Genomic DNA, 25,335 nt, shown 5'->3' with positions numbered 1-25,335 from the left:
CCAATAATAAGTGTTGTCCAAAGCCTATTCGTTGTGAGAAAGATCTGGAACACGGGTGAGATTCTTTTGGTGTGTGTCCTGAATCTCTTCCTTACCTAAATCAACCTAGTAAGAGCTGGGAGGTCGGCTTGAACTCATCAGTTTATCGAGATCTTTCTGAGCTTTGTTGGGGTTTTCTAAGTCAGTGACTTCTATCATTTCACACTCATCCCGAACCATTTCATTGATCAGGCTAGGGTAGTGACGGCAATCTTCTGGTCGGTCGAAGTAAATACGGCAAGTGTATTTATCTTTTTCTTCTGGTTTGGATTTAGGTACTAGCTGCAAAAATGGACAGCGGTTTAATGGCTCTCTGGTTTTTGGATCAAACCAAATCTGCCCATCTTTGACATATTCGAAAATATCAGGGTTAAACAGTTCCCACAGGTCTATTTCTTCCTGCGTGGCTGCCAAATCACCATCGCCATACTTGATACAGCATTTTCCGCACTGGTTGCAGTCTTTCATGGTGTTTACTTCGAATTGAGAGCTATAGATTGAGTTTATCATCAATGGTGGAAATAGATCTGCATTTGGGGCAGATATCCGTTGTGGTGTGTGTCCTGAATTTCTGTGGTGTGTGTCCTGAATTTCTGTGCTGAGCAACTATCTAGAAAAGTTAATGAGTGAAAAACTTCCCTCACCTAAAAGCTCTTGTATAAGGAAAGAGCCCAAGCATTTAGCATTCAATGCTTGGGCTTATTATCAATTACCGAGAAGTCCGGTATTAGATTTTTGTCGTTTGAATGATAACCGTACCAAGCGCTCCAGAGTCTAAATTCGCGCCTGTTTGAGACGTGATGTATTTATTCAATGGAGGCTGAGGGCCTGATAGAGTCCAACTTGAATCGTTTGTTTTACTTCCCCAAGGGCAATCCCAAGAATAAGTACCAACGTGTGTTGAGCCGTCGTATAGTTCGAATGAGCCTTCTGTACCTGATGCTGAATCCGAGCGACCACATGCATTAATCGAGAATGATGTGCCTCTTTCAATAACTTGTCCTTCTATCTCACTAGGCTCATATTCGTTATCTTTGCTACCACCCGCTACACCGATCTGTTTTGAGTCATAAAACTTGCCCCAAGAATGACTGACATTTTTCAGAGTCACATCATAGTTGGTTGCATAAATCGTAATTGTTACCCATTGTGCATATGCCATGAGAGTTACCTTTCCATTTGACGTTTAAGTTTTTATGTTTATCCAAACGATAAACTTTGCTCTGTACTCGCCTTCGTATGGAGCAACGAGCACTTCACTAAACAATCTAGTCCGTTTCTCTCATTATTCTCGTTGTCTTTATCTTTCTGTTGTCACTAACACAACCTTTATGAGACTAAGTGCAATCATGTTAAACGTTAATAATCCTTCAATCCGTTGAGACTAAAATCAAAAAAGCCATCGCGAACAGCACACCTATTGAAAAAGGTTTTTGAACGCGATGGCTTACACTGATAGTTGGCTAATTAATACTCAAATTGAATGCTAGCCATATAATTTCGACCCTCACCAATATCAACATCTTCAGCACCTAATTGAGTGCTTCTTGTATTGCCACCTCCATCTAGATAATCAGTATCAAATAGATTTTCAATATTGAAGCGAGCTACGATGTTGAGGTCATTGTACTTCTGAGTGTAAGAAATGCCGGTATCAATACGCGTATATGCATCTTTCTTGAAAGTGTTACCTGAGTCACCGTAGCGGCTTCCGACATGGACAACGCCTAGATTTAGATTGGTGTCATCTCTAAGTTTGTAATTGGACCATATTGACGCTGAAAACTTAGGTGTATTCGCTGGTACATTGCCCTTGTAAGAAGCGCTATTTGTTATCTCAGCATCAAGATACGTCGCAGATCCTGAAAGACTTAACTGACTACTAATAAGACCCTGTGCTGCGAACTCAGCACCTCGATGAACTTGTTCGCCATCTTGAGTCAAAATATCTTCATCTGCATTCGCTGGGTTTTCAACGCTTAGTTGAATGTTCGATAATGTTGTCTCAAACAAAGCTCCAGTCAAGAATAAGCGACGATCAAATAGCTCCCACTTGGTGCCGACCTCATAAGATTTACCTAATTCAGCGTCGAGCTTTTCACCTTCGTTTACATAAGATGTGCCCACTTCACCTTGAGGAACGAAACTTTCTGAGTACTGGACATAAATAGAGCTATTGTCTGAAGGGTGATAAATAATCCCTGCTTTTGGTGAGACTTGGCTTTCAGTTATATCATCATGTTTTTCGTCATAACGAATACCCACTAGCAGATGCCATTTATCATTAAATTTTGTGAAGTTTTGGAGGTAAGTACCCCAAAGATCATAAGAAGACGCTCTTATGCTGGTATTCAACGATACAGGGAAGTTGATCGACTCTCCAACACTTGCACTGACTGCGTCGCCTTTATGACTGATACGATCGAAAGAATACCTCAAGTAGTTCGCACCAATTAATAGCGTATTCTCAGTTCCAGCTAAATCGAAGTTATGGGTGAGATCAACATAAGCAGTATCATGATTCCACTCGTCATACTGTTTGCCGGGGGTCAGAGTGACAGTCCCATTTTCCTCATAGTTGCTAAAGTTAGTCCAGGTGTAACGATAATCACGTTCATATCTTTGGGCGTTGTAACCCGTCTTTATGTTAGTGTCATAGCTTGGTGATAGGAGCAGGTCAAAACCGTAGTTTTGAACTTTAATATCAGTATTCGCCCAGTCAGCGTCCCAAATATACTGGCTACCGGCAACTGGCTTACCATCGACAATGTAAGAGCCAGTATCTACTCCACCTTCATAATCAAAATAGTCATAATGCAGAGATAACATCGCTTTTTCATTGATGTCATAATCAACCACTAGTGCGCCGATCATGCGTTCGGTTTGAGGGTTGCTGCCATCTGCATATTCGCGCCAAGAGCTGTAGCTATCCTTTACTAGAATAGTTCTCGCGCGCAAAGATTGGTCTTCGTTAAGTGAGCCACTAACATCGATCATCGTTTTAGATTTATCGTTAGAGCCAATGTCTTGGCGCAAAATGAGTTGTGTCTCAGAGGTTGGTTTTTTTGTCACCATATTAATGAGACCACCAGGCTCTGATTGACCATAAAGTAAACTTGATGGACCTTTTAACACCTCGACTCGTTCTAGTAGCTCGGTCGGTTGTGGGTAATACGACCAGAGTTGATGACCATCTCTCATGATCCCGCTACCACTGCCAACATCAAAACCACGCATGGTAAAGTACTCAATGTTGTGCCCTTTAGTACTTCCTGTTGTTACACTTGACTCATACTCTAAAACTTCTCCAAGACTACTTGCCCCTTGCTCTTCGAACATTGAACTATCGATGATCGTAACTTGCCCCGGCGTTTCTAATTGAGTCATCTCCATACGCATGGCGGTGTTGTTAGTATCATTCTTATAATGAGTAAACTCGCTACCCATAATGGTCATAGTCTCAGTTTGCACCACTGATTCTTCTTTCGTATGACTTTGTGCAAATGCTTGATTCGCTAATACGGTACTGATTAGTAGCGATACCTTTGTTTTGAAAAACACTCTAGTTTTAACTCCTATTGATTATCGTCGTTAGATTTTTTGTCGCGTAACCAGTTTCGCTAATGCCAAAGACTGACCGTATTGGCTTCCGTAGCCCTGTCGTTGTTTAAGCGATGGAAGAAGCAAACTATCCGTGATCTGAACCGCGCTCATTCTTTGATGATGTCTAACGAGTCGTTTATTCCCCCGCAAGGTAAATGACAATGATTTACATTTGCATTGAATTTACATTTTTTACATTCGCCTATATTTTTCTGTGCTTGAATCACAGCTCTCTGGTTGGTGTAAAATTGTTCAAAAGACACAACGACGACTCAATCGGAAAGGCACGCGTTACTAATGTCGTATGGTTTAGAGGTAAACTAAGCAAGTGCAGGAATCGGAGACAGTAAAAAACGCCACCTAAAGTGCCTATTCATATTGATGGGCAGTTTGTAATGGCTCGCTGGGTTGGCCACGTTTATTCAAATCGACTTCGGTGTTTAGGGCACACCTTTTAAGTTGGGCGGTATAGCGTTAGCAAGGTGTTAGCTGGTAGGAGGTTATATGGAGTTTAATACCAACTTTGAGAAGATGAGCTTTGATGATGTGTCTATCAAATATGTTTCCAGAGTTGACTCCTAGGTTACCATGGTTCTCAGTGGTATGTTCATCAGCAAACAGCACCCACGTACAAATGGCAGCGACCTAATTGTTCAAAATGGGGGAGATGACTCTATATAACGTGTCTGATGAAAAAAGCCTCACTTGGTTAAATAACATTGCACCTGTCGCCCACGAAACACCAGAGTACCCGATTGATCAAATTATGAACGCGAAGTTTGATGGCAGTAGATCCCACTTTGGTGGTTTTAAGGAATCGATGCCTTGGCATGAGTGGTTTATTCAGGCAACAAGTTTCAATTTGGTAGCTTTGGATGTCGTGGAAACGACCAGCTAACAAGATGAAAACCGCGCTCATTGGCGTTGACCTAGCCATTAAGGCGATATAAATAGGTGTTTATTGAAACTCAAAGCTGCTTTCTAATAGAGAACTGACGCCTCAGTAATTTAGGCATTTTTGCCTCAACAATCTCCACGTGTCGTGATATTGGAATCTTGCAGCGGCCAATTTTAGTTGGCCACTGCATAGAGATAAGCCGTAAATCTATAGATCAACCGCTACTGGGCAAACATAGGAAGCTGCTCCTCAGTCAATACGCTGTCTTTAACAAAAGAGCCATGATCAGTTACTTGGCTAACATTCCAATTGCTAATATCTTGGTTAAAAGCTTCAGCACCCTCAAACATACTATTCATATCAGTCACATTAGAGGTATCCCAGCGACCTATATCTTGGTTAAAAGCTTTCGCCTTTAAAAACATCTGAGACATGTCAATCACATTAGAGGTATCCCAATCACCGATATCTTGGTTAAAAGCTTTCGTCCCCGCAAACATTGCACTCATATCTGTCACATTAGAGGTATCCCAGCGACCGATATCTTGGTTAAAAGCTTTCGTCTCAATAAACATCGCAGACATGTGCATCACATTAGAGGTATCCCAATCACCGATATCTTGGTTAAAAGCTTTAGCACGTTCAAACATATAACTCATATTGATCATATTAGAGGTATCCCAGTGCCCGATATCTTGATTAAAAGCTTCAGTCTCATAAAACATTCTAATCATATGAGTCACATTAGAGGTATCCCAGTTTCCTATATCTTGGTTAAAAGCTCTAGCTGCGGCAAACATCCCATTCATATTAGTCACATTAGAGGTATCCCAGCGACTTATATCTTGATTAAAAGTAGACGTATCCCAGCGACCTGTATCTTGATTAAAAACTTTCATCACAGCAAACATATGACTCATATCAGTTACATTAGACGTATCCCAGTGCCCGATATCTTGGTTAAAAGCTAAAGCACTCCAAAACATCGAAGACATATCCTCCACATTCGAAGTATCCCAGTGCCCGATATCTTGATTAAAGGCTTTAGCGTCCCTAAACATTTCAGACATGTAAGTCACATTAGAGGTATCCCAGTGCCCGATATCTTGGTTAAAAGCTTCAGCACCATAAAACATCGACTCCATAACGGTCACACTCGAGGTATCCCAGTGCCCGATATCTTGATTAAAAGCTTCAGCCTCAGAAAACATCAAAGACATATTCTTCACATTCGAAGTATCCCAATGACCGATATCTTGATTAAAGGCTTTAGCCTCGCAAAACATTTGATACATGTAAGTCACATTAGAGGTATCCCAGTGCCCGATATCTTGGTTAAAAGCTTCAGCCTCAGAAAACATCACACCCATGTAAGTCACATTAGAGGTATCCCAATAACCGATATTTTGATTAAAGGCTTCCGCTTTATTAAACATACCCGTCATATCAGTCACATTAGAGGTATCCCAATCGCTGATATCGGCATTAAAGGTGGCTCTGTTAGAGAACACATAAGACATATTAGTGACTTGGGTGGTACAAAAGCCAATATGGCCTTGCTCTAGGTTATCGAGCATAATTGGGTTTTTAATCAAAGTGTTGTCGACCACCACATACACCTTGCCGTTTTCGAGTATCACGGAATTGACGGGCTGATCTGGGCATTTGACTGAAATATCGATGGCATAAGCCTGCTGGCTGACGAGCGCCGCCGCCCCAACAAGCAGTGACAGAAGATTCTTTTTCATGGTTATTTCCTAGGTTGAATCGACATTATTAAGAGAAATTAGTGCGAAAATAGCGGCAGGTAATAATTAGGTAGGCCACTTTGCAGGGCGAAGTCTTTATGGCGAGTGACCTTTTCCACCGACCAATTGGATAAATCTTGCTTAAAGTGCTTCGCCCCTTTAAACATACGATCCATATTGGTCACGCGGCGCGTGTCCCATTGACTGATGTCGTAATTAAAATAGGGTGATTGAGCAAATAAATCGCTCATATCAGTGACATGACTTGTACACAGCTCTATCTTGCCGTTGATAAAGTTTTGCCAGTAATCTTGTTGGCGCAATAGCGCATTATCGACCACCACATATAAGCGCTCATCGATAATCACCACACTACCGGGAGGGTTAGCATCACAACGAATGGTATGATTTTCTTCGGCAAAACTGGCTGTACTACCCAAAGCCATGCAGGCTAAAATAACAGACGTTATTTTCATGATTAATATATTATTTATTATGATTAGTTTTAATATTATATTTACTTAACTAATCAAAGTTAACGCTATTTTTTATCTTGATGCATGCCAAATATAATAATGATATCAATGTCACGCATAGGGTGTGATTTAATGTTATTTAAATCATTTATGGATGGTTAAATTTAATATATTAATGACAAGCTATATTGACTTTCTAAAAATTTACATTTAATCGAACACTTATTAACCCACTTATTAACCCAGAATTCGAGGACACACACCAATCTTTTGGTGTGTGTCCTGAATTGAATTTCAAACAATAGAAACCGTTTTCTGTGACGGCCTTGTCTAACCCCCATCCTTTACTCGACACATTGTTAACACACTTCTCTATAAGAACCTGATTTTTGACCAGTTAATCGGCCTATGCGTTGAATCCGTTGACTCTTCTGAACCCCAGCGATATCCTGCAAAAGCACTGGCAAAATCCAGTGCCAGGATTGATACCCTGCCTCAATTCACTAGTCACATAGAGCGTCAGCAAAACGCTGCTCTTTATGTGCTGCCTTGGCGCACCTGTAGAAAACGGATTGGTTTTTGTTTGAACAATCCGGTTGGTATTACGGTGGGCTGGGCGAGGCAGCTTCGGCTGGCCGTTCCGAGTGCGCGGTAGTGCTAACCTTGTTCAGTTCACCACCCTTTGTTATGGGGTCTCTGTGTGGTGATGGAAATGTTTTCCTGTTGGAGGTTACCATGCCAAAGCTCACGGCCGATCATGTTCTGAAAGTTCTCAACTCTATTTGTTACCGTATTCACACCGAGCCGGAATCGATTCGCTCCCATATGCGTGATTTATCGACGCTGCTCAATGGGCCCGACCCTAAACAAACGTCCAAATACAGCTGGCTCGAAGCGATTATTAGACAAGCGCAACTCAATCGCTTTACCGAGCACTGCTCCCCATCTCCTGGCACTCCCGATCTTTGTTTAGTTAAGATGCAGAACCAAAATGCCTATAACTTGTGTTTTACCCAAGATGTTGACCAATGTATTTGTCGTTTGCAGTCTTTGTGCGCACAGCCGATTGAGTTGGTGGCATACGGGAAGGCGAAACTCAGCCCAGACGCACTGCTTGAGGTGCTGTCTGAACCGCAGATCCAGAAGAACCGTTGGTTTCCATTAAGCGATAGTCAGCGAGACGGCATCGTTAAGACGCTTAAGGCAGAGCAAACTCTCACCTCGCGTTAATTGGCTATCAACGAGCAGGCACAGAATCACTGAGCTTTGGAGTAGGGTGGTCGCTCTAAATTATTGTTACTAATAGAATTTTTACTCTTCTTACTAAGATAACCCGCACGCTCGCTTTTATGTATTGATAGAATGTATAATTCTATGTATTTTCATTAATTTTCAGTTATATACGATGGCTGATGGTTAGTCAGGCAAACAGAATAACGGGATTCGGGGACACACCAATCTTTTGGTGTGTGTCCTGAATTGAATTGTTATGTATCCGCCAGAATATCAAAAGGAGGTTTAGGTGTATCAAAACAAGCAAGCTTTAGCATTAGGGACATTGTTTGCAATGTTTGTTCTATTCATTTTACTCATTGCTTTATCATTGTGGGCTTGGCCCAAGTATAAAGTTTATAAGCTTGAACTAGACGGTATTGCAACCTTAAAAGAGGCGGAATGGAGTAAGCAGATTCTAATTGAAGAAGCTAAAGCAAGAGAAACAGCAGCTTTAATGCAAGCAAAAGCTAAGGTGACGCTAGCGGAAGCTGAGGGTAAAGCCATGATCGCGAAAGCCAAAGCTGAAGGTCTAGCTGACATCGAGCGCGCAAAAGCAGCGGCAAAAGCGAACCAAATTATCGGTAGTTCGTTGAAAGGTAATGATGAGTACCTGCGTTATATTTGGATCAAAGGTTTGCAAGATGGGAAAGGAGAGCGAATCTATATCCCTACAGAGGGCGGGTTACCGATTTTAGAAGCAGGTAAGGCAAAGTAACAAAGAATTCGAGGACACACACCAATCTTTTGGTGTGTGTCCTGAATTTAATTCTGTATGTAAAGAAGAGCCCGCGTTTGAAGTGTTTAAAAGGGCTCTAGAGCTAGTTTTCGAGGGTGGGGACGGGAATACCGAGTTTCTTGAGCGTTTAAGTACTGAAGCTCGTCTTGTATATTTGGTATGGAACCTAGATGGTGAAATTCACAACGGTGGTTTTGACCAGTTATTTGTTAACTCGTTAGGTGACCATTGTAGTGAAATACTCTTATATCTTAGGGGTTTAAATGCAAAGAGCAGTGAAAGCTTGCTTAGGGCCGCGATGTCCCATTTTCCTGACTCAGAAGTTCCGAAAGACCGCCAAACTCGCGTAAGTTTGTGGCTTTCCATTTCAGAAAGTGAAGAAGTAGGAGAAGCTTTGGAAGCCTTAGACCTAGAGTTCTATGAATATAAAGATAATTTGTCAGGTTTGCTCGATGATTTTGTTTGTGCAAATAAGAGTGCCACTATCGCCGTATTACAAGGCGTTTAGGGCAGATTGCCAACGCGTGGCGCTCTGAATTTAAAGTTGAGTTTGGTGTTTACGGTGTAAAGGTTTAGCGTTGCTCACTATTTTGCGCGCGTTAGCTGTTTGAGAAGAAAAATGAGAACAATCGATAAACCACTATTGTGGTTATATGTTAAGACACGTGATTCTGTACTTTCAACTATGAAAGGCTTTAGCTCACTACTTTTAGTTCTGGTTATTTGGACTATTGCTTTAGGTCCTGAACCTTCTCAAAGCGAACTAATTAACTTATTTTCGATCCTATTGGTTCTTGGTTTACCACTTTCGATAGGGCTGATGATTTTAAGATATAAGTTTCGTAATGTTGGGGCATCGATACCAAGAGCGGAACTAGCATGCTTACTACAATACAAACAAGGTATCACGCTAGAAACTGCGGTAAAAGGACTCTTCTCACTCTACTTGTCGTTAATAATTTATTTTTTGTTCACGATGATTCTAGCAGCTGCTTTGATATTTAGTGTTTTGGTGTTCGTGGCTTAGTAAAGAATTCGAGGACACACACCAATCTTTTGGTGTGTGTCCTGAATTGATGTGAACTGGATTAATATGAGCAAAAGACGAGCTAGAAACAAGAAAAAACAGACGGAAGGGTATAGAAAGCTTTCAGATTACCCTCAGTTAAGCTATGACGCTCGGCATCGCCTGTTTTATACCAAGCGTACTGTAAATAATTCTAAAGAAGCGCGTATATTGAAATGGGCGCAAAAAACAGCAAGCTATAGGTTTCAGTTCTTCTATTACATCAGTGGTGTAGTGTCTTTTATGATTTGGGTGGCTACGGGTATAGGCTTTGTTACTTTGCTTGGCTACGTTGGTTTAGGTTATGTGTTCTATCGCTATATACGCATGACATGGTCTTATGAAGAGCGTGTTACTTATGAAAGAGAATATCCAGTAAAGACAATAACAGAAGTTCATAAAGAGCTGGTTCACGATGGCTTAGTTACGAGTTTCTGTTCTATTGTAATCACAATAGCAATGTTCATTTTGGTTTATATGTCGAAATCTTTAACATAACAAGAAATACTACGAGGCGTTTTTTGAATTCGAGGACACACACCAATCTTTTGGTGTGTGTCCTGAATTGTGAGTTATATCACTGGGCAATGGTGGAATATCAGCGCCTAACGCATACCTGTGGACTGGGAGAATTGTGAGGGGATCCGCCAGCGCCCTAGTAATCTAGCCCAATTAATAAATGTTCAAAGTTAGTCAGAGCGGGAAAGATATCGACGCCGTCATAAGTTATATAAACGACTTCTGGCTCATCCTTCACGTTAAAGTCTAGACACAAAAGATCGCCGTTATCATTTGCGAAAGGTATCAACTTGCTCCAATCTCGTCCGCAAAGCTCTTGATCATATTCACCAGAGCTAAAGCATTCATCTAAGATTTTTTTCTCACTGTTATAGGCAGCACTACCCGGTAGGAAAAAACCGTCAAATAATACAAATGTGATATTTCTAGAACGCTTGTTGTCAACGATGTCAAAACTGATCGACAGAGATTTATTCATGTCATCCGGTGCGCAGGGGTAAGAGTAATTACAGCTATGATCAAAATAAAACCCGCCACACTCTTTTAAAAAATTAAGAAATAGTTCAGGGAACTGAATATTGAGTTCTTTTTCGATGGATATATGGTCAAAAGGTTGATCATTTTTAGCAAACCACATTGACGAGATCTTAGAGTTTTGTTCCGGGATGTTTTGGGCATTCCCATAAAAGAAAGCTTTGTAAGACTTGTTTTCAACCAACACTATTTATTCCCTTACACGAATATTTTTTATTCTATAATAAAAAATAATTTACACCAGTATGGACATTTTTCGAAAATAGAAATTCAGGACACACACCAAAAGGACTAAATAAGTATGATTTCCTCCTTTTCGAGGGACTGATTACAAACTCTTGTTTGAATGATTGCTACCTTGTTATTGTTCGACAAGGAGACACATTGATGACAACAGCGCGCAAGCAACTTATCTCGATTGAAGCCACATCCTATTATCACTGCGTTTCTCGTTGTGTGAGGCGCAGCTTTTTATGTGGTGAAGACCCACAAACCCTAGTGAGTTATGAGCACCGCCGGGAGTGGATTGTCAACAAAATGCACTCGCTTGCTGAGCTCTACTGCATCGATATTTGTGCTTACGCCATCATGAGTAATCACTACCACTTAGTCGTCAATATCAACCGAGAGAGAGCCTTGGGCTTGTCACATCATCAGGTTGTTGAACGCTGGGGGATGGCGCATAAGTTACCCCCTATTGTTCAGCGCTGGCTTGATGGCCAGCTTACTCACCCGATGGAACAGGAAAAATGTATCGAGATCATTGAGCGTTGGCGAGAACGTCTGTGGGATTTAAGCTGGTATATGAAGGAGCTTAACTACGATATTGCTTGCAAAGCGAACAAAGAAGATAGCTGCACTGGGCATTTCTGGGAAAGTCGATTTAAAAGCCAAGCTTTGCTGGATGAAAAAGCCCTAGCCGCTGCGATGGCGTACGTAGACCTCAATCCTATTCGAGCAAGCATTGCCACTAAACCCGAAGACTCAGAATTCACTTCCATCAAAGCTCGAATCGACGCCTTAAACCAACAGCAATCTACAGCCCCTTGCCTTCATCCATTTATCGGTCACGAGAGCCACTTAAAAAGAGATGGCATTCCTTTTCGATTGATGGATTATCTTGAATTAGTCGACTGGACCGCGCGTCAAATTCGGCCCAATAAAGCATCGATGAATACCAGCCTGCCACCCATATTAGATAGGCTTGGGGGAAACAGAAACAACTGGCTCAAGGTGTGTACGCAATTGGAGAAATTTCACGTCACGGCGGTAGGCAGTCAAGCCAAGGCTATCATCGCCAAAACCGCTCTGAATAAGAAAAAGCTTCATTTACTCACCTTTGAGTAAGCGTCACTCGAAAGCTTTTAGACATTCCCCCACAGCTTGATAGCTGACATGGTGTTGAAATAAACGTACCGATATTCAATAAAATACCTTCCTCAAGTCCAAGTCGGCGACAATATTCATCAAAGTTGGCCGTTTATCAAAATAACCCTGAGATGATTTTGATTTGGTGAGTTTTGCTGGCGATTTACTGGCGATTTACCGGTGTGTGTCCTGAATTTGAGATGCAAGTCCAAGTCGGCGGAAATCTTTTGGTGTGTGTCCTCAATTTGAATTGAATTTGAATTGCGCATTTCTTCACTTACAAAAAAGCCGCGTAATGCGGCTTTTTGCTCCCGATAACGATACGTTTAGGCTATATGCGTCATCCGGTTGATGGTGAATGTCTCTACCGCGCCGTCAACGGCGGCGATGTAGTCGGCGATATGAGCGCTGGCGAGATGCTTGTTCAACGCGGCTTCAGAAGACCAGTTTTCATGGAAAACGAAATGCGCTGGATTGTCGTTGTCTTGATGCAGATCGTAGTTGATGCAGCCATCTTCAGCGCGGGTTTTGTCAATCAACTTGATTAGCTCAGCTTTAACTAATTCAATTTGGCCTTCTTTGGCAATGATATTGGCGATAATGGTTAACTTGCTCATGTGCTTACCTCTTGGTTGTTTTTTGTGCTTTACAGTGTGGTGATGACGTCTTCTAGAGGTAGACGCGCTTTTGGTAAGCCGTGGTTATAATCCTCACCGTCTTTGTGATAACCCAGTGCTAGCGCAAAGTCACATACAAAGCCGTCTAGCTCTTGTTTGAACTCTTCACCGATCAGCTTTGGATCGACCCCTTCCATTGGGGTTGAAGCAATGCCCATGCGCGCTAATGTGTGTAGCGTGTTTCCCAGTGCGATATAGGTTTGAGCTTTTGTCCAATTGCCGTTGAACCCGGTTTCATCGGTGTTGAGTTCTGCAAAGCCGAACGCGCCATTTAGCATGTCGTTGTATCGCTCTGCAGGCAGGTGGCCTGAGGTCACTTCTGCATCGACCACTTTTTTGTAGTTGTCTTTGGTAAAGCGAGGGTTGTGAGCAAACAAAATCGTATGAGACGCTTCTTTGGCATGCGGTTGGTTGAACTGGTGCATGTTGGCAAACGTGTTGTGGAAACGTTGTTTTGCTTCGTCACTCTCAAGAACGATAAACTTCCAAGGCTGTGAGTTGATAGAAGAAGCAGATAAACGAATCGCTTGTTTTATGACTTCCATATCTTCAGCAGAGATGCGCTTACTTGCGTCGTATTTTTTTGCTGTGTAACGAGTGTTGAGATCTTTGATGATTGGGTGAGTCATGTTGGCTCCTAGTTGAATTTAGATAATTGCATTAGGTCTCACGAACCGCTCGGACGATGTTGAACCCTTATTTCAAGTAAACGAACAAGCTCAAAAACTCGAAGACTTCGATATGAACAATGTCGATGGGCGTAGATTAACGACATTAAAGAAGGGGAAAAATAGCGAAAACTTCCAATCATTATGGAAATAATTGTCCATAATTAAACGGAGTGCTTGAACGAGGTGGAGCAAGATGTGCGGACGCTTGAATGTAACGGATGATCCACTGGCAAGAGTGGTTTCCCAACTGGTGGGGATCGACTTCTTTCCTCAGATAAACCTTGATTTGAAACCGACTGAAAATGTCTCTGTGGTGGCGTTTGAGGCACAGGCGTATTGTCAGAAAGATATCAAGTGGGGAACTCGGCCTGAATGGGCTAAGCGATTGATTATTAACGCTCAGGCAGAAACAGTGGCCAGTAAGCCTACATTTCGTAACGGATTTATCCGCAGGCGTGTCATTGTGCCTTGTAACGGTTGGTATGAGTGGTGTGAAAGTGGAGGTAAAAAGAACAAGTTCTTGTTTACTAACCCAGATAGCATGCCTCTGTATATGGCCGGAATTCTTGCGGATGATGGCAATTTGGTCATCCTGACTACAAGCCCGAACACACAATGCTCACCATACCATCATCGTATGCCATTTCTTGTCCCTGATATTGGTGTTGAGCAGTGGATAACGGCAACGCCGCAACAGGCACAAAGTTACCTTGAGTTAGGTTGGAGCGATGAACTTTTAATTACTGCCGCTTAGTGCGTCAGTAGCTCGCGGCCAATGGCATCGACCAATTTACGCCTTTGCGTTTTGCATTGTGGGCCATATCCACCACAGACTGCGTTTCTCCCGACTTACTTAGCAGGGAGAGCGATCTTTGATTTAACAGTTGGTGTTTTCAACCCGTACGGTACAGACACAGCCTTCAGCTGGGCAGGTGCCTGATGACCGTCCTCCGAAGGAATCATAGATCACGTAGCATCCCTGCGGCAGAGTGGTTATGTTGCTACTGTTGAGCTCCGTGGCCGAAAAAGAGTGTTCAAAGCCAATCACTGTGTGTCGATTGCCGATCGCCGTTGTGAGATCATCGGTTGTACTGAGTGTCATAAAATCGAGCATGGTCAATGCATCTCCCGATTCCCCCTCACTTTCTGGGCATAGCGCCCCCAATCGACTTCAACAGTTCCGATACCGAAATCCAAGATATAGTCCTGCTGATTCCCCGGGTTAGAGGTGCTTGGCGTTAGCCCTTTAACATAAGCTTTGGCACTGACCTGATTAACAACGCCTTCCATTGCGTTGGCAATACCTTCTATGGTGGCGGCACGAGCCGATGTTTGAATATTGAGAAATTTCGGTGCCGCCACGACGGCCACAATACCAAGGATGACTACAACACTAATCAACTCGATTAGCGTAAAACCTGCTTTTTTCTTCAAACTTCAATACGCCTATTATCTATGCACGTGTTGGCTTTAATGGAGTGATAGAACGATTCAATAGGGGCAATTATGCATATAAAACAGATAACTACAACTAGGTTGATACTTCTAATACATAGATATTGGTAATGTGTTTAGGTAACAAACAACTTGAATTTTGGTCGGTTGCTTGGCTGTTTTTGGTCGTGAGTCGATAAAATGAATCGGTGGTTAATCGTCAATGTGGTTATTCTATATTTAGTTAATAATAATCAATTGCATTAACCTGATGTTATCATTATCCTAACAAGCTGATTTTGTTTCTATAAATATCACTGCTATGAGTTCAGACGCCTTCTTCGATCACCTCTTTGAATACTCTCAACAGGTAACGCCTTATCTTGCTGGTGTGATTTCACCGATACCTGAAGATGCGTCCCAGCAGGATATTATCCATGTCGATCATCCTTGCAGTGACAATATCCAAGCACTGTATGAGCGCCTTAAAGCCGCTCATCCGGAAGCCGGTTCTGCCTATTGGCTGACTCGAACTTGGGATCTGCTTTGCTGGCAACCCGTCTATGTCTCTTTCATTTCGATTTATGCCTTGCACGGTTTGCCTGATCTCACTCGTATTGGTCAGAAAGTGCAGTCGGAATTTGTGACAGGTTTTCAATTCGAGTCGACAGAGCATGTGCATGGAACCGAGGCGGATTTGGTGGCAAAAGCAGGGGTTCAACTGCAGGCTTTATTTGCTTACTTTCGCGAAGAAATGAGCCAGTGGACGCGGATTCGTCCGGGTTTTACTAACCATCTATTCGCTGATGGTGTGCTTGGCTGTCTTGTGAAGCTGAGTCAATTTGCCCCTCACATTCCGAATGATTATCTACTTGAACAGGCTTCGCTTTGGTTGGATGCGTGCGGCTTGCCAGCTAAATTGGCGAAAACTCTGGCGGTGGATGAGCAAAGTGGGGCGCTGAAACTGGTGCGTACTAGCTGCTGCTTAGTGTATAAATGCCATGGACGCAATCTCTGCGAGGATTGTCCGCGGCATCCGGATAATAAAGCCTAGTGGCGCGTGTCTATGCGAGGTTGAAATGTATTAAGGCCGCTCATTGAGCGGCCTTTTTATGATTTAGTGATGATGTTTATGATTCATCCCACTCATCACTTTCTTGATAGGCGCTGAGACGGTTTGCTCCTCCCCATTGGCGAAGGTCAGTTTTACATCAATGTTTTCACCTTCGACTAGCGGCTTTTTCAGATCAAACAGCATAATGTGTAGGCTGCCTGGCTTTAGCTCTACCATGCTATTCGCTGGCACGGTAATTTGTTCTATCTGGCGCATTTTCATCACATCGCCATCTTTGATAACGTCATGCAACTCAACTTTACCTGCCGCCTCTGTACTCGCAGAGACGATAACACGGTCTGTTGCGCTGTGGTTCATGATTTCAGTGAACACGGCGCTGGTGGCGGCGCTCGGTGGTGTCGCACGCGCGTAGGTGTGAGATAGCATGATGTCGGAAGCCGCGTGAGCAAGTGGGCTCAGCGCAATAGAGGCTAACATGAGGGCTTTTAACTTCATTAAGATTTTCCTTGTGACGTAAGTGTTTTCATCGCTTCGACCAGAGGAGCAGGTGTCAGCGTATGCGGCACTTTAGTAATTAATGTGCCATCTGGTTTTAGGAAATAAAAGTAGGAGCTGTGGTCAAGGGTATACTTTAGCTCCGAGTTTTCTAATTTGGTTTTACGAAAAATAACGCCGTATTTATGTGCCAGAGGCGTGGTGATATCGAGTGGCGCCGACAAACCTTCAATCATTGAATGGAAGTATTGAGCATATTTGTACGAATCTGCTGCGGCATCACGCTCTGGATCAAGTGAAACAAATATAGGCCTGAAGTGGGATTTCACCTGGTCATCCACCTGATTAAGTGCGCCGGCTAGCATAGCCAATGAGGTTGGACAGACATCAGGGCATCGTGTAAACCCGAAGTATACGATACGCACACGAGGGTCTTGCTGATCGAAGATTTTGACGGCCTTGTCATCTTTGCCAAAAAGGACGACTTCTTTGCTGGCTGTCACGGGGGTGTCGGCCGTTGGCTTTGAATCCAAATACGCTTTAACACCAAAACCGAGCGCAAAGGCAGCGACTAATATTAAAGACCAATTTTTACTCATTGTTCCATCCTAATCGAGGTACTCACACTGTGTTGGCCATCAGTGATTTCACCAATCCAGGTCATAGCGTCCGTTGTACATACTGGCAGAATGACTTGGCCGGTAAACTGACCAGTTGAGTTCTTATTGAGTTTAAATACAGCGGTACCCATTTCCATCTCGTAGCCTTGCAAAGTCAGTAACAGGCTGTCTTGTTGAGCGGTGGGCCAATCAACGACGATTTCAGTGGGTACCAAAGGGTGACTGATGTCGCGGTCTACTTTTATACGAACATCGTTGTTTTCACAAGCTTGAGTAGTGAGTAAGCAATATTCTGACAAAGGTTTGACTTGGGAACGGTTTTTAAACCACTGATAAATGTCACCGGCAAAGAAGCCTGCACTGAGTGTTACGACAACTAAGAACAGCTTTAACAGTGAAGACACGGTGTTCTCTCTTTCCTTATAAAGCTGCAATCCTAGCATCAAGCAACGCGAAATACCTTAGCCAACCAATAAATCTGTGGTTGGAATCAATTTACTCATCAATGGGTGTTTTGGCGGTGAATACCGTAGATGGCGTGATCCAGAATTCGATCTCCAATTTTTTCCTCATTGGTGATAATCCCTTCCAGTGTCATGCCTACTCGTTCAGCCACTCGCCGGCTAGGGAGGTTATCTTTGGCGGCGGATAACTGGACCTTCTCCATTTGGTATTCATTGAACGCGATATCAATCAGTTTGTTCACAACCCGTGTCACTATGCCTTTGCCTTGCTGATGTTGCGATAGCCAGTAGCCAACCTCGACGGTTTTTGTATCGTAATCTATGGTGTTAAAGCTGCAGTTTCCGACGATATTACCTTTGTAGATGATTGCGCAGGTCATGGACTTTCCGTCTGCATATTCATGTAAAACACGTTGCACGAATAGACGAAAGTCTTGTTCGGATTGACAGAAGGGGGCCAAGCCAACCATTGCGATAAGTACTCAGTTTGACTGGACACCAATTCGCTGTATTGAGCAGCGAATGACTCTTGAACAAGAGCGAGTTCGAGTTCAGAGTCGATAGAGATTGTGAACATAAGGGACCTAAACAAGTTGAATATGAACAGATAACGTAACAGAGTAAGGCTTAGATCACCATAACCTCTTGTTGCAAAAAATATTTTCTATGTAGCACGAAATTCACCCAAGACGTTATACCAATCACAATTATATAAATAGTCCCAAATAACTTGTGGTCTTTATGAAATGAAATCGTTTAGCCTTATAGACCTAAAATAAGAAAAATGAGTCAGTTAGGTTAATACGAATGGATGAGCTGCTTGATAACGTAAGCGTAGACTTACGTCAGGTGCTTTTTGAAATCGCTTCAGCCCTCGATGCTGTCGGGATCGATGATTTAAATCACGGTCACCGGGTGGCATACATTGCGTATCAATGTGCTAAACGGATGGGGTGGGAGGAAGAGCAGGCTCAAATCGCTTTTTCTCTGGGATTGATCCATGATTGCGGTGTGTCGCAGTCTCATGAGCGTTCCTATCTATTCAAGTCGATGGCACCGGAAAACGCCAAAAAGCATTGTGTTAGAGGATATGAGCTGTTAAAGGCTTGCCCCCTTTGGCCGGACTAGCGCCGCCAGTTTTGTATCATCATACTTGGTGGGAGCAGCTGAATGGGGAAACCAAAGCGTCAGAAAACGATAAACTACTCGCCAGTCTGATATTTATCTCTGATCGAGTGGATCACCTTTATTCCCGCTTTTTCCCAGACCAATACGGTAATATCACCGAGGCCAACAAAACGTTGATCATCGGGGAGTTGACCGCCAATGCTGGGATCTTGTTTGAGCCGAATATGGTTCAGCATATGTGCGAGTTGATAGACAATGATGATTTCTGGTTTTCGATGGAATCTCGCTATATCGAGACAATGGCCAGCCGCTTTCCGCCAGTGCCTTTCTTTTCATCTCGATTGGGGTTGGAAGATACGATTGCGGTGGCGGAGTTTTTCGCGCAGATCGTGGATGCAAAAAGTACTTTTACGTTCCAACATTCTCGTCATGTTGCAGAGTTAACCTCGTTTCTGGGCAAACAACTGGGGTATTCGACCAAAGCCCAACGTATGTTGTATTTGGCTGGGTTAGTGCACGATATTGGAAAGCTGAAAACGCCAGTTGCTGTGCTCCATAAACCAGCGGAGTTAACAGAGGAAGAATACGCCTGTATAAAGCGTCATGCGACGGATACCCGACATGCGCTGACCAATATGTTTCGATCGAGCCAAGTCATTGATTGGGCGTCTAATCACCATGAAAGACTGGATGGGTCCGGTTACCCTTTGGGGAAAACAGCCAAAGACCTTGATCAACCGAGTCGAATTGTGGCCATCGCTGATGTGTTTCAGGCGTTGACCCAATCACGTCCTTATCGGCCGGGTGTTTCACTTGCAGAAACGATGCAAATATTGCAGCAATTAGTGGATGAAGCCAAGCTGGATTCTGTCGTGTTCGAGTGTTTAATAGAGAACGACATGCAATGCTATCAGATTTCCACGGGTCACCCCGCTATAGAAAAAGCCAGCGCTTAATTGCGCTGGCTCACTGCCGTCGACTATTTTTCTAGCAAGAATTGTTTAAAGCGCGCCTGTGTTGCTGCGTCGGCTTTGTTATACCAGAAGTGCAGCATCTCCTCGGCAGTCGAATCGCTTTTGATGCCTTCTTGGGTGACTTGAGCAGGTAAAGTGACGGGTTGCACTGCGGCGCCAATTGTGGCGGCGGAAACAGCAGCCACCCCTCCTCGGCGGTTGTAATCTGCCAATTCAATTTTGAAGTTACGGCCAATCTGCATACCGTCTTTGACTAGTTTATCCTGCTTTACCGCCAAAGCGCTGCCACTTGCTGTAATGAGCTGCCAGTCTACTTGCTTGATCTCTTTCTCCGCTTCACGTTGATCGCGGTATTTGGGCATGTCGAACGTCAGTTCCGTATTCTTGGTGTCAAAAGTAGCAATAATCGGATCGCTTTCAAGAATAATACGGTCTTTACCTTGTGTGAAGTAAGGTTGGTAGCGGAATAAAATTTGGTTTTCGCCGTCAGGCAAGGTCAGCGTTTGCTTTGACGAAAAGAAGCCACCAGACAGCTCTGGTTTTGCGTCGTTTGCAACCAATACATCTACGGTGTCAGGGACGGTAATCGTAACCTCAGCCGCCGCCATTCCGCTGATGCTTAGTGCCGCAGCGGCCAATAATGTTGTTTTGATCTTCATGACTTGATCCATTTTATTTGCCCAGCCAACACTTTGCCTAGCAAGTCCAAATATTTCAATTCGATGAATGTCAAAGTGATAAGATTTCACGGAAACTTAACTTTCAGTAGTGATGTATCCGTCATTAACAGAGCTAAGAGCGATCCTTGTTGATGGCGAGCAAAAAACGGCTGAGCAGAGGTGGGATCATTGCAAGCAACAGAGTGAGCAATTTATAAATTTTGAGTGACGTCTCATGGTAAATTTGGGTAGTCATGGCTATATTGATTGTTATGTCTATAACCTACGAGAGGGAACACGCTATGAATTGCATTTGGATGCAAGACAGCCGTTTTGTGTTGTCGTCATGGTACAATCTAGACTTCTGCCTATCACTGTTAAGCAAAGTATCAACCTCGTAATAATTTCCTAAGGTGCACTCGCGCCATCTATTTGTAATTTAACACTTTAAACCCGATGCAGCTTATCTGCAGGGACAAATCTATCTATAGGAAATTAACAATGAAACGTATTCCAGAACCCTTTCGCATTAAGATGGTTGAACCGATCAAAATGACCACTTATCAAGACCGAGTCGCTGCTCTTGATGAGGCTGGCCTTAACCCCTTCTTGTTAAAAAGTGATGATGTGTACATCGACCTTCTGACCGATTCTGGCACAGGTGCGATGAGTGACAATCAGTGGGCGGGATTGATGATGGGAGACGAGTCTTATGCGGGGAGTCGTAACTATTACAACCTTTGCCAGGCCGTTGAACATTTTTTTGGTTATAAGCTAACGGTACCAGCCCATCAAGGTCGCGGTGCGGAGCAAATTCTATTTCCAGCTTTGATTGAGCGTATGCGTAGTGTTCGTGGCGGAACAGAGCCGGTTTTCATCTCCAATTATCACTTTGATACCACGGCGGGGCATATTGAGTTGAATGGAGGCAAAGCGATTAACGTCGTTGACAGGCATGCTTTTGATACAACGACACCGTATGACTGGAAAGGCGACTTCGACCTCGACAAACTGAAAGCAACCATCGAGCAGTACGGTGCACATAACATCTGTGCCATTATCACTACCGTTACTTGTAACAGCTCTGGGGGGCAGCCAGTCTCTATGGCTAACATGCGCGCCGTTTATGAGTTGGCAAGCAAGAATGATATCCCGGTTGTCATTGATTCAGCGCGTTATTGTGAGAATGCCTATTTTATTAAACAGCGCGAAGAAGGGTACCACGATAAGTCGATCCTCGAGATCATACGAGAGATGTATCAATACGGTGATATGTTGACGATGTCCGCTAAGAAAGATCCTATGGTCAATATTGGAGGTTTGTGTTGTATTCGTGATCACCAAGAGCTGTTCCAAGCTGTGCAAACGCGTTGTGTTCCAATGGAAGGGTTTGTGACTTACGGCGGCATGGCTGGGCGAGACATGGAAGCTTTGGCTCGTGGCCTTTATGAAGGCGCAGATGAAGATTACCTTCACTACCGGATCAGTCAGGTGCAATATCTTGGAGAGCGTCTGCGAGAAGGCGGTATTCCCATTCAGTACCCTACAGGCGGACACGCAGTGTTTGTTGATGCGGCTAAGATTCTCCCCCACATTCCTCCAGAGGAATTTCCGGCCCATGTCTTGTGTAATGCGCTATACCTAGAATCCGGTGTCCGGGCGGTAGAAATTGGTTCGCTGCTATTGGGGCGTGATCCGGAAACAGGCCAGCAAAAAGCCTCGGAATTGGAACTGATGCGCTTGACCATTCCTCGTCGTGTGTATACCAATGATCATATGGACTACATTGCCGATGCGATTATTGCTCTTAAAGAGCGTGCTCATGAACTTAAGGGCTTAGAGTTTGAGTATGAGCCACCTGTTCTACGTCATTTCACGGCGCGATTTAAGTCCAAATAATCTTCGAAAAGAACTTGCCCCCTATCTACTTTAGGGGGCGTCATGTTCTAAAGTGATCCTCAATGTTTTGGTTAATTATTGTTTAAATTACTGACAAATAAGAATGTTTTAGCAAATGGTTAGATTTTATAAATTTGGGGTGAAATCCTATTTGTAATGCAACAGGCTTCCTATATACAGCTATTTTTTGATCTTGCCTCGAAAACAACCTTTATTTTTTTCATCAAAAAAAAAGTCTCTCGAATACTGAAAGTGATGTTCTTGCGACGTATCTGCAGAACAGCGAATACCGACCTTCGATAAGTCTTTCGCCTCAATATTTGGCCATCAGGCAGTTAAACGCGGCTTACGATGATAGGTATCACTTCCCCACTTTTCGGGTAAATGTACAAGGAATGAGAGAATTAGTTATGAATCGTATAACTTTGTGCGCCGCTAGTATCGCTGTGGCGTTATCCGGCACCGCGATGGCTGCACCAACAGCCCCAAGTATTGATGTTTATGGCTCAAACAATCTTCAGTTCTCGAAGATTGAACTCGCGATGGAAACCACTTCTGGTTACAACGACATGGTCAAATATTTCGATGAAGCGGATATTGCCATTAAGTTTAATCAATGGAGTGGCACAACAGGGGACACCTACAAGGTTTACTTTGATGGAGTTCAGGTGGCAACCGGAGCCATTACGGGCAGTCAGACGACAGCAAGCTTTAAGTATGCCACTGGAGGTCGTTATCAGATGACAATTGAAGCCTGTGATGCAACAGGTTGTAGCGCCAGCGCCCCTGCAGAAATCGTGGTTGCTGACACCGACGGTGCTCACCTTGCTCCTTTGAAGATGAATGTTGATCCAAACAACAAGAGTTACAATACGGACCCTAACACCGTTGTGGGCACTTACTTTGTTGAGTGGGGAATCTATGGTCGTGAATTTACGGTAGACAATATCCCTGTCGATAACCTGACCCATATTTTATATGGATTTATTCCAATTTGTGGCCCGAATGAATCACTGAAATCAGTCGGTGGTAACAGCTACAATGCACTGATGACCGCATGTAACGGGGTGCCGGATTATGAAGTGGTGATTCATGACCCATGGGCGGCGTATCAAAAGAGCTTCCCTCAAGCGGGTCATGAACACAGCTCTCCTATCAAAGGTAATTACGCCATGCTCATGGCGCTAAAGCAACGCAATCCCGATCTAAAAATTGTCCCTTCTATTGGTGGCTGGACGTTATCAGACCCATTCTTTGACTTCACTATCAGAGCAAACCGAGACACGTTTGTCGCGTCTGTTAAGCGCTTCCTGACGACGTGGAAGTTCTATGATGGTGTGGACATAGACTGGGAATTCCCCGGCGGTGGCGGTGCGGCTCCTGACTTAGGTGATCCGGTGAACGATGGTCCTGCGTACATTGCGTTGATGCAAGAGCTTCGCGCTATGCTTGATCAGCTAGAAACGGATACAGGCAGAACGTATGAACTGACGTCTGCAATTGGTGTGGGTTACGACAAAATTGAAGATGTGAATTATGCGGAAGCGGTTCAGTACATGGATTACATCTTTGCCATGACGTATGACTTCTACGGTGGTTGGAACAATGTTCCTGGCCATCAAACGGCACTGTATTGCGGCACCTTTATGCGCCCTGGTCAGTGTGATGGTTCTGGCGTCGACGACAATGGCCAACCGTATAAGGGCCCTGCCTACACCACGGATAACGGTATTCAGCTTCTACTAGCGCAAGGTGTGCCAGCGAATAAACTGGTTGTGGGTACTGCCATGTATGGTCGTGGTTGGGAAGGCGTGACACCAGATACGCTCACAGATCCTAACGACCCCATGACAGGAACAGGTACGGGTAAGCTGAAAGGTAGCCCGGCACAAGGTGTCTGGGAAGATGGTGTGATTGATTATAAAGGCGTGAAATCCTTTATGCTTGGTCCAGATAATACGGGTATCAATGGCTTCGAGTACGGTTATGATGCACAAGCTGAAGCGCCTTGGGTTTGGAATCGCTCAACGGGACAGTTGATCACATTTGATGATGATCGCTCAGTGAAAGCAAAAGGTGCTTATGTGCGTGGTTTGGGTCTGGCAGGTTTGTTCTCTTGGGAAATTGATGCCGACAATGGTGACATTCTCAACGCCATGCATGAAGGGCTGGCTGGTGGCACACCAGCGAATCGAGCTCCAGTTGCGGTGGCGGGAGCGGATGTTTCGGTAACTGGACCTGCATCGGTTGTACTCGATGGCAGCGGCTCAAGCGATTCTGATGGCAGTGTTGCAAGCTATGCTTGGGAACAAGTCTCAGGAACTAGCGTTCCACTCACGGGTGCAAACACCGCACAGGTCAGCTTTGATGTGCCAGAAGTTGCGCAAACAGAAACGCTTACTTTCAAACTGACGGTAACCGATAATGAAGGTGCAACGGGTACTGACACTGTGGCGGTGACCGTACAAGCGAAAGACACTGGCCCTGTCAACACTCCGCCAGTGGCTGCCGTATCAGCACCAGCGACAGCGAATGCTGGAGATAGGGTGGTGGTGGACGCCTCAGGTTCTAGCGATGCTGACAATGATACCTTGACCTACAGCTGGGATGTGCCTGCAGGACTGGATGCGACGATTAATGGCGCCACAGTGACGTTCACGGCGGCTGAGTATAAGCAAGACACGCCATTGCTATTTACTGTTACTGTCAGCGATACTAAAGCGACATCATCGGCTTCGGCAACGGTCGTTGTTGCCAAAAAAGATACCGGTGGCGGTACTTGTACCAACGCTTGGGATGCTGGCGCTGTATACAATGGTGGTGACCGAGTGACTCATGGTGGCAGAGTCTGGGAAGCGAAGTGGTGGACACAAGGTGATGATCCCTCTCAATCTGGTGACTGGGGTGTTTGGAAAGAGGTAGGGCCAGCAAACTGTTAGTCTAGGTTATTCTTCTTATCGTAGATAAAGAAAAGCCG

The 25,335-nt window shown here is 44.1% G+C and carries 21 protein-coding genes and 4 pseudogenes; 11 read left to right on the top strand and 14 right to left on the bottom strand.

Going from position 1 to position 25,335, the window contains the following annotated elements; translation table 11 throughout:
- Positions 1-105: 105 nt before the first annotated feature.
- From KW548_19845 to KW548_19835, 3 genes are all read right to left on the bottom strand, one after another.
- Entirely contained in the window at positions 106-507 is a 402-nt protein-coding gene (locus tag KW548_19845; GenBank protein QXX09300.1) for a YkgJ family cysteine cluster protein, read from the bottom strand.
- 259 nt (positions 508-766) lie between these two features.
- Positions 767-1,201, bottom strand: coding sequence for an aegerolysin family protein (locus KW548_19840; GenBank protein ID QXX09299.1), 435 nt, complete (start codon positions 1,199-1,201; stop codon positions 767-769).
- 305 nt (positions 1,202-1,506) lie between these two features.
- Positions 1,507-3,600, bottom strand: coding sequence for a TonB-dependent siderophore receptor (locus tag KW548_19835; GenBank protein QXX09298.1), 2,094 nt, complete (start codon positions 3,598-3,600; stop codon positions 1,507-1,509).
- A 546-nt stretch (positions 3,601-4,146) separates the two neighbouring features.
- Between KW548_19835 and KW548_19830 the strand changes: the two are divergent.
- Positions 4,147-4,540, top strand: a pseudogene (locus tag KW548_19830) (hypothetical protein).
- Between the two features lie 221 nt (positions 4,541-4,761).
- Here the strand turns inward: KW548_19830 and KW548_19825 are convergent.
- Positions 4,762-6,288, bottom strand: a complete 1,527-nt coding sequence (locus tag KW548_19825; GenBank protein QXX09297.1) for a DUF285 domain-containing protein — start codon at positions 6,286-6,288, stop codon at positions 4,762-4,764.
- Positions 6,289-6,326: 38 nt separating this feature from the next.
- Positions 6,327-6,764, bottom strand: a complete 438-nt coding sequence (locus KW548_19820; GenBank protein ID QXX09296.1) for a DUF285 domain-containing protein — start codon at positions 6,762-6,764, stop codon at positions 6,327-6,329.
- Between the two features lie 579 nt (positions 6,765-7,343).
- Between KW548_19820 and KW548_19815 the strand changes: the two genes are divergently transcribed.
- From KW548_19815 to KW548_19800, 4 genes are all read left to right on the top strand, one after another.
- The gene (locus KW548_19815) at positions 7,344-7,994 is read left to right on the top strand and encodes a hypothetical protein (GenBank protein ID QXX09295.1); all 651 of its coding nucleotides are present in this window, start codon (positions 7,344-7,346) and stop codon (positions 7,992-7,994) included.
- 292 nt (positions 7,995-8,286) lie between these two features.
- A complete protein-coding gene (locus KW548_19810; GenBank protein QXX09294.1) occupies positions 8,287-8,754 on the top strand; it encodes a hypothetical protein in 468 nt (155 codons plus the stop codon).
- 82 nt (positions 8,755-8,836) lie between these two features.
- On the top strand, positions 8,837-9,283 hold the full coding sequence (locus tag KW548_19805; GenBank protein ID QXX09293.1) for a DMP19 family protein: 447 nt from the start codon (positions 8,837-8,839) through the stop codon (positions 9,281-9,283).
- Between the two features lie 585 nt (positions 9,284-9,868).
- Entirely contained in the window at positions 9,869-10,339 is a 471-nt protein-coding gene (locus KW548_19800) for a hypothetical protein (GenBank protein QXX09292.1), read from the top strand.
- A gap of 157 nt (positions 10,340-10,496) precedes the next feature.
- On the opposite strand, the gene KW548_19795 is transcribed toward KW548_19800, so the two are convergent.
- Positions 10,497-11,081 carry an SMI1/KNR4 family protein gene (locus KW548_19795; protein ID QXX09291.1) on the bottom strand — a complete coding sequence of 195 codons (585 nt, stop codon included), beginning with the start codon at positions 11,079-11,081 and terminating at the stop codon, positions 10,497-10,499.
- A gap of 200 nt (positions 11,082-11,281) precedes the next feature.
- Between KW548_19795 and KW548_19790 the strand changes: the two genes are divergently transcribed.
- A complete protein-coding gene (locus tag KW548_19790) occupies positions 11,282-12,241 on the top strand; it encodes a transposase (GenBank protein QXX09290.1) in 960 nt (319 codons plus the stop codon).
- Positions 12,242-12,588: 347 nt separating this feature from the next.
- On the opposite strand, the gene KW548_19785 is transcribed toward KW548_19790, so the two are convergent.
- Positions 12,589-12,879 carry an antibiotic biosynthesis monooxygenase gene (locus KW548_19785; protein ID QXX09289.1) on the bottom strand — a complete coding sequence of 97 codons (291 nt, stop codon included), beginning with the start codon at positions 12,877-12,879 and terminating at the stop codon, positions 12,589-12,591.
- A gap of 29 nt (positions 12,880-12,908) precedes the next feature.
- Positions 12,909-13,568 carry a nitroreductase family protein gene (locus KW548_19780; GenBank protein ID QXX09288.1) on the bottom strand — a complete coding sequence of 220 codons (660 nt, stop codon included), beginning with the start codon at positions 13,566-13,568 and terminating at the stop codon, positions 12,909-12,911.
- A gap of 235 nt (positions 13,569-13,803) precedes the next feature.
- Between KW548_19780 and KW548_19775 the strand changes: the two genes are divergently transcribed.
- Complete coding sequence (locus tag KW548_19775; GenBank protein QXX09287.1) at positions 13,804-14,364, top strand: SOS response-associated peptidase; 561 nt, start codon at positions 13,804-13,806, stop codon at positions 14,362-14,364.
- A 123-nt stretch (positions 14,365-14,487) separates the two neighbouring features.
- Here the strand turns inward: KW548_19775 and KW548_19770 are convergent.
- Positions 14,488-15,044: pseudogene (locus KW548_19770) on the bottom strand (type II secretion system GspH family protein).
- Between the two features lie 322 nt (positions 15,045-15,366).
- Here KW548_19770 and KW548_19765 point away from each other — a divergent pair.
- Positions 15,367-16,098 carry a siderophore ferric iron reductase gene (locus tag KW548_19765; GenBank protein QXX09286.1) on the top strand — a complete coding sequence of 244 codons (732 nt, stop codon included), beginning with the start codon at positions 15,367-15,369 and terminating at the stop codon, positions 16,096-16,098.
- A gap of 63 nt (positions 16,099-16,161) precedes the next feature.
- Here KW548_19765 and KW548_19760 read toward each other — a convergent pair whose 3' ends face one another.
- From KW548_19760 to KW548_19745, 4 genes and pseudogenes are all read right to left on the bottom strand, one after another.
- Positions 16,162-16,614 (bottom strand): copper chaperone PCu(A)C, encoded by a 453-nt coding sequence (locus tag KW548_19760; protein QXX09285.1) that lies wholly within the window; start codon positions 16,612-16,614, stop codon positions 16,162-16,164.
- On the bottom strand, positions 16,614-17,213 hold the full coding sequence (locus tag KW548_19755; protein QXX09284.1) for an SCO family protein: 600 nt from the start codon (positions 17,211-17,213) through the stop codon (positions 16,614-16,616). The genes KW548_19760 and KW548_19755 overlap by 1 nt, the downstream gene beginning before the upstream one ends.
- Positions 17,210-17,638 carry a hypothetical protein gene (locus KW548_19750; protein QXX09283.1) on the bottom strand — a complete coding sequence of 143 codons (429 nt, stop codon included), beginning with the start codon at positions 17,636-17,638 and terminating at the stop codon, positions 17,210-17,212. Before KW548_19750 ends, KW548_19755 begins: the two co-directional genes overlap by 4 nt.
- Positions 17,639-17,736: 98 nt before the next feature.
- A pseudogene (locus KW548_19745) lies at positions 17,737-18,275 on the bottom strand (GNAT family N-acetyltransferase).
- Positions 18,276-18,505: 230 nt separating this feature from the next.
- Between KW548_19745 and KW548_19740 the strand changes: the two are divergent.
- Positions 18,506-19,782: pseudogene (locus KW548_19740) on the top strand (HD domain-containing protein).
- 23 nt (positions 19,783-19,805) lie between these two features.
- Here KW548_19740 and KW548_19735 read toward each other — a convergent pair.
- Entirely contained in the window at positions 19,806-20,459 is a 654-nt protein-coding gene (locus tag KW548_19735) for a DUF2057 family protein (protein QXX09282.1), read from the bottom strand.
- Positions 20,460-20,960: 501 nt separating this feature from the next.
- Between KW548_19735 and KW548_19730 the strand changes: the two genes are divergently transcribed.
- Together KW548_19730 and KW548_19725 are read left to right on the top strand one after the other, a co-directional pair.
- On the top strand, positions 20,961-22,358 hold the full coding sequence (locus KW548_19730) for a tryptophanase (protein ID QXX09281.1): 1,398 nt from the start codon (positions 20,961-20,963) through the stop codon (positions 22,356-22,358).
- A gap of 410 nt (positions 22,359-22,768) precedes the next feature.
- A complete protein-coding gene (locus KW548_19725) occupies positions 22,769-25,297 on the top strand; it encodes a chitinase (protein ID QXX09280.1) in 2,529 nt (842 codons plus the stop codon).
- Positions 25,298-25,335 lie beyond the last annotated feature (38 nt).

The organism is Vibrio neptunius (genome assembly GCA_019339365.1).
In the GTDB taxonomy this organism is placed as follows: domain Bacteria; phylum Pseudomonadota; class Gammaproteobacteria; order Enterobacterales; family Vibrionaceae; genus Vibrio; species Vibrio neptunius.
Note: the sequence above shows the minus strand (reverse complement) of the source record. Positions and strands in the feature narration are given on the sequence as shown.